This is a genomic window from Brucella oryzae (genome assembly GCF_041929965.1).
Classification (GTDB): Bacteria; Pseudomonadota; Alphaproteobacteria; order Rhizobiales; family Rhizobiaceae; genus Brucella; species Brucella oryzae.
In genome coordinates, this window is sequence record NZ_JBHEEO010000051.1 from 1 (window position 1) to 4,873 (window position 4,873).

Genomic DNA, 4,873 nt, shown 5'->3' on the forward strand with positions numbered 1-4,873 from the left:
TCACTGCCTCCATGTCGATGGAGACAGTGAATCACAAACCATGCAATCCGGAAATCATTTTATGGGTATGTGACCTAAGGGCTATCCAATGTTTCCTGCAACTAGAAATGATTGTGAACAATATACACCGGGGTCCTTAGCGAGGCTTGCTCGCACTCCAGTCCATTCAGCATGGGTTCCATAGGTCAGTGACGCAATATCTACGTGAACACCGCGGATACATCCTGTGTTATCTGTGTAGGCAGATTTAGGAGATATACTTGCATATGGAAACTCTGCTGAAAATAATATTTTCAATCCGAGTATATTTGATCCGGTGCTCGATGATAACTTTACTCCATTGATTATTTGATTAGCCGCGTCCTCGGAGTCATACAGAAATTCAAGTTCATATTTATCTGTAGATATGAAAGTGAGGTCCTCACTAGCGGTCTTGTGGTCGTAATCCGCAAGCTGAGCTACAAGAGTTACAGTTTCCGGTTGATCGTCGACGAGAGCGACATTGTTAATACGACCGATTACATCCGTTTTTAGATCTATTTTATTTGATCCGTTGCTTGTGAAGACAGCACTTCCATTCAATGAAATGTGTACCCTGGCGTTTGATATCCAGTGTACCCCATCGGAAACGGTTATACTGATATTATTTCTGCTAACGCCGTCGGCACTTGCATTATTTGATTTCACTTTCAGTATAATTTCCATATTCTTCGTACCTCTTATAATAGTCTTCCTGAATCAAGAACTTCATCCCGCAGAAGAATAGTGACTGTGAGAAACTGCTGGCCGCTTTAAAGCTTTCCAAGCAATGAATGTGCAGAAATTAGCTTGTTTTACGCTATATTTTTTTTACCTACATCTTCTAGAGCTACGATTAACTTTTGAAAGACATCTCTAGAGTGTTTCCAGTCAAAACCGAGTAGCTGGAACCGCTTTATCTATTCGTTTTCACTCTTGTCTACCGAAATCGGTTCCCACTTTCGGTAGACATGCACTAGGCTGGAAAATCGATGAATTGCATAGGTATCTCTAGAATTCTGTGCGAGTCATATTCTATATACAGGGTTATGGATTCAGGAGTATTGTTGAATACATTTACAGTAAAACTACCATCAATATTTGGTTGAATTGAAGTGGTGTTGCCCATATGCTCTATTGTCGCATTGCCACTGACAGTTAATGTAACAGCGGAAGCAGAACTTGCGTCCAGAAACGCATAAAAAGTGCAGGGTGTTATGCCGTCTGCCGGTGCATGTGTAGAGCTTGCATAGGCAGGAATGGGCGATTGGCCAACTTTATAAGGCGAAAATTCAACATAGGTATTGACGCTGTTATCGGGATGATCCTGCGGGTAGCCGAAAAGCTGGACCGGGATGCTGGAGGAACCTGCATCGGATTTGCATGCTATCTGAAAATAGCTGAGACCATGTTCATCCAGCTTTAGGGTTTTTGTGTTTGTATCCGGTTGGCTGTCCACTGATCCAATTGTGGCGGAGGGGGAACAGTTGAGAATGACTGTGGAACCAGGCCGCCCGAAGATGCAGCCAGTATTATATGGTGTCAGGTGAGGGTAGTTTTTGAGGTCACGCACCGGCGCGCCCGTTGTCGCGACGAGCTGTAATTGTGTAATGTCAGACCACGACGTCGAAACTTCTTTATTTTCTGATATTATTTGGGTGCCTCCATTATTACGAATTAGATTGTAATATCCTGTACAAATTGCGTTATCTCCAAGTAATTTAATATTCTTACTTGGAATAATGTCTTGAATGTAGCCGTCGGCGGCATTGTCAATACTTACCTTAATGAGGTGACTACGGTATGTGGCTTGACCGACGGTATATCCTTCTTCATTGGAGCCTTTCCAGAAAAAGATGATTTTGTCACCAGCGGTAATACCAGGATACGCCGCACGAATGATTGTGCCCTGATCGTAAGCAAAACTGTTATAGTATAAAACATCATTGACAGCCGATGGAAAGGCCGGAGCGGGAAGCTGCTGAACGATTGAATTAATGATTTTAATTTGAGTTGCAGTTGACCGGTTTATGTTGCCAGCGTTGTCGGTTGCCGTGTAATATACGCTGTAACTACCATTTGGCAGGTATTTGTCTGGGTATTTTATATAAATAATGTATTCATCTATATCTGTAATATAGTAATCTTTGCTGATATATTCGTTAAATATTACCTCTATCTTATCTCCTACATTTATTGCCGTGTAGGCGTGAATCTCTATAAGGATTACTCCATCCAGAAGGCTGACGTCTATAATCCCGTTTTCGGCTTGAGGGAAATCGGGTGCTTGCAATACATTCAGATTGGAAAGATGATTTGATTTGTTGCTCATAGTTTCGTCACAACGTAGGAAATGTAACAAATGGCAGTTTGAAAGAAATATGCTCTCCGTCGGGACTCTGCGAAAGAGTGAGTGATGTGAACACTTCTTCCGAAAACTTATTTGTAATATTAATTGTAGCGCATCCGTCAGAATCCAAAGGAACATTGAATATTTTCTGGGATGGATCCGGGCTATTGGTAATGACGGCGTTTTGATCCACACGAACACTGATAGAGTTCACTGAGCTATGTGCACTCATGTCAACTACGACATATATTGAACATGGGGTTAGTCCGTTTGCCGGAGCGCCAACAGTATAGTTATAAGCGGTGATTGCTCCGTTACCAACAAAATAAGGTGCGAAAGTGAGCGATTCCTCTGCGTGGTTTTGCGGATTGTCGTCGTCGTAAAGGTAAAGCGCGTAGAGGGCTCGCGCTTCCGCATGATGTGTACAGACAGCTCGGAAATTTGCATAACCTTGCTCGTTCAAATAAAAATCGTAGTAATGGTGATCACTTGCCTCAGGGATTTCAATCGGGGTGTTAGCATTTGCAATGATATGCTGTCCAGGTTGACCATATACGGTGACCCAGTTACAAGGTTGCAGGGGGAGGGAGTTCAGATCGGTAACTGCCGCCCCTTGTGTCACGTTGACTTGCAAAGGGCGTTTCAATCGTTCGGAAAGTGTGGACACCGATGTAGTTTGCATAATGGATACCTAGTATATTTCTGACTATTTAGATCGCGCTCTAAATGTTTGTTTTAACGCGTGTCCCCAAAAGCAGGATTCCGGTTTTGGGGAACCTGTTCGCTTTCAGATGTTGCCGGGCGCTACGGTGTCCAGAAGTTTCTCTACAAATTCTGACAAGCCTGTTTTCCCGGTCGCTTTTCGCGTCAAGGTATACTCGGCATAAAATGCCCCATAATTCCCTTCTGGAGAAGAATTGTATCCCAAAAGAGTATCTTTATTAAATTTAACGTTAAAAATACGATTATTTATATCCGAGTCGGATAAAGTTGCTTTAGGTGATTGATATTTATGGTGGATTTCATTGCCGTCGTTGTCGTAACCATTTAAGTATATCGACACTATGATTATATCATCTTTCTTTGCCAGAACCTGCAAATCCGTGAGATTGATATCTATGTTCAAACCATTCTTTATCGTATCGGCGTTGACAAAATCAGAAGCATCTTCAACCTGCGGTGCCGGAAGATTGCGTATTTTGTGCGGAAGGGGTTTATTTTCGCCCTGCGCGCCAATGCATTTGAATGCAGTACTTTCCGAAGTTCTCAGAAGACCGGTGCCTGTTGCCACCACATAACGTAAGTCATTCAGTTTCCCGGCATTCGTGCCCGTATCCGTATAAGCGTTTATTTTTGGAAAGAATGCCGGATAAGATGGTGCTATACTCGTGTTCCAGACAAACGAGCTGGAATAAATCTTATTAAAGAAGACAAAGATGGTATCTCCGTCTCTCGCATTGGGATACGGTTGTATATTGACCAGAACGTCAGGCCCCTGGATTGACGACAAGTTCAGTGCGTCGCCGGTAAAGGTTCCTTCAGGTGTAGCAGGGGATAGCCCCAATGTTTCGTCTTGCAGGTCCACGATGACAAGCTGGCTGCAATCGATGGAATCGTAGCCGTTCTCGAATAGCTGTAGTTGCGCAGTTACCGCTTGCGTGGTCGCTACGATGTAGATTGTGGCGTTACCATTGGCATCAGTCGCGGTGCGGATGATCGAGGTCTTTCGCAGTGGATCATTCTGTATAGGCTTGATAGTCTTATAGGTTCCACCCGTAGCATCTATGAATATTTTCGTTTTGTCGAACAAACCAAAATCGCTCACCTGCAGCCAGTCTATGATATAGTTCTGGACTGCAGCACCAGTATCGTCAGTAACTTTGGCTGTATACTGGATGGTATATTGTGAATTTGTTGGTGTCTGATTTTTGTCAGGGGCAACGGAAATTATCTGTTGTGTCGAGCCATTGGTCTCAACGGTAGCAGCAGACGCTGGCTTGAACGTATGGGTTATGGCTTTTTCTTGGTTAATTGCCATGTCAAAATGGATAAATGGTGGATTTCCCCCCACCACGACCTGGAAACTGGCTGTTCCCTTTTGCTTGTTTGTTTGGTCGATCGTCACCGGGACGGAGAGAGCGTTTCCGTTTCCTCCGACAAGTTGAACACCGACAGCCTTCGAAATGTTAAGCATGCTTCCAGTCGAGAGTTGACCAGCCCCGGCATCAATTGCTGCTTCGAACTGAAAGACTTGCTTCTTGTGCAGGCTCGCGTTGTCTGGTATGTTTAAAGTAATATTAGCTGCCATTATATTTCCTTTACATTATACTGTCGAAATAAGTATGGATATTTAGGTGTGTTGAAGCAATATAAATATATTGTAATTTCCGCATGTTTGGTAACTGCGACAATCGACAGGGCATTTGGTGAAAGCGGCGGCGGGCCGGGCTATCATGATCCGAGTGGAATTTGGGGGGGCGCTGGAGGCGATTGGCAAGGCGGTGG

Annotated in this window: 4 protein-coding genes; all 4 read right to left on the bottom strand. The window is 43.9% G+C overall.

The features are described 5' to 3' along the window. Positions 1–81 precede the first annotated feature (81 nt). Entirely contained in the window at positions 82–705 is a 624-nt protein-coding gene (locus JNC70_RS22555) for a hypothetical protein (RefSeq protein ID WP_146097166.1), read from the bottom strand. A 289-nt stretch (positions 706–994) separates the two neighbouring features. Beyond that, positions 995–2,350, bottom strand: a complete 1,356-nt coding sequence (locus JNC70_RS22560; RefSeq protein ID WP_146097167.1) for a hypothetical protein — start codon at positions 2,348–2,350, stop codon at positions 995–997. A 7-nt stretch (positions 2,351–2,357) separates the two neighbouring features. Then, complete coding sequence (locus JNC70_RS22565; RefSeq protein ID WP_146097168.1) at positions 2,358–3,050, bottom strand: hypothetical protein; 693 nt, start codon at positions 3,048–3,050, stop codon at positions 2,358–2,360. A 105-nt stretch (positions 3,051–3,155) separates the two neighbouring features. Beyond that, complete coding sequence (locus JNC70_RS22570) at positions 3,156–4,676, bottom strand: hypothetical protein (RefSeq protein WP_104757577.1); 1,521 nt, start codon at positions 4,674–4,676, stop codon at positions 3,156–3,158. Positions 4,677–4,873: the final 197 nt, after the last annotated feature.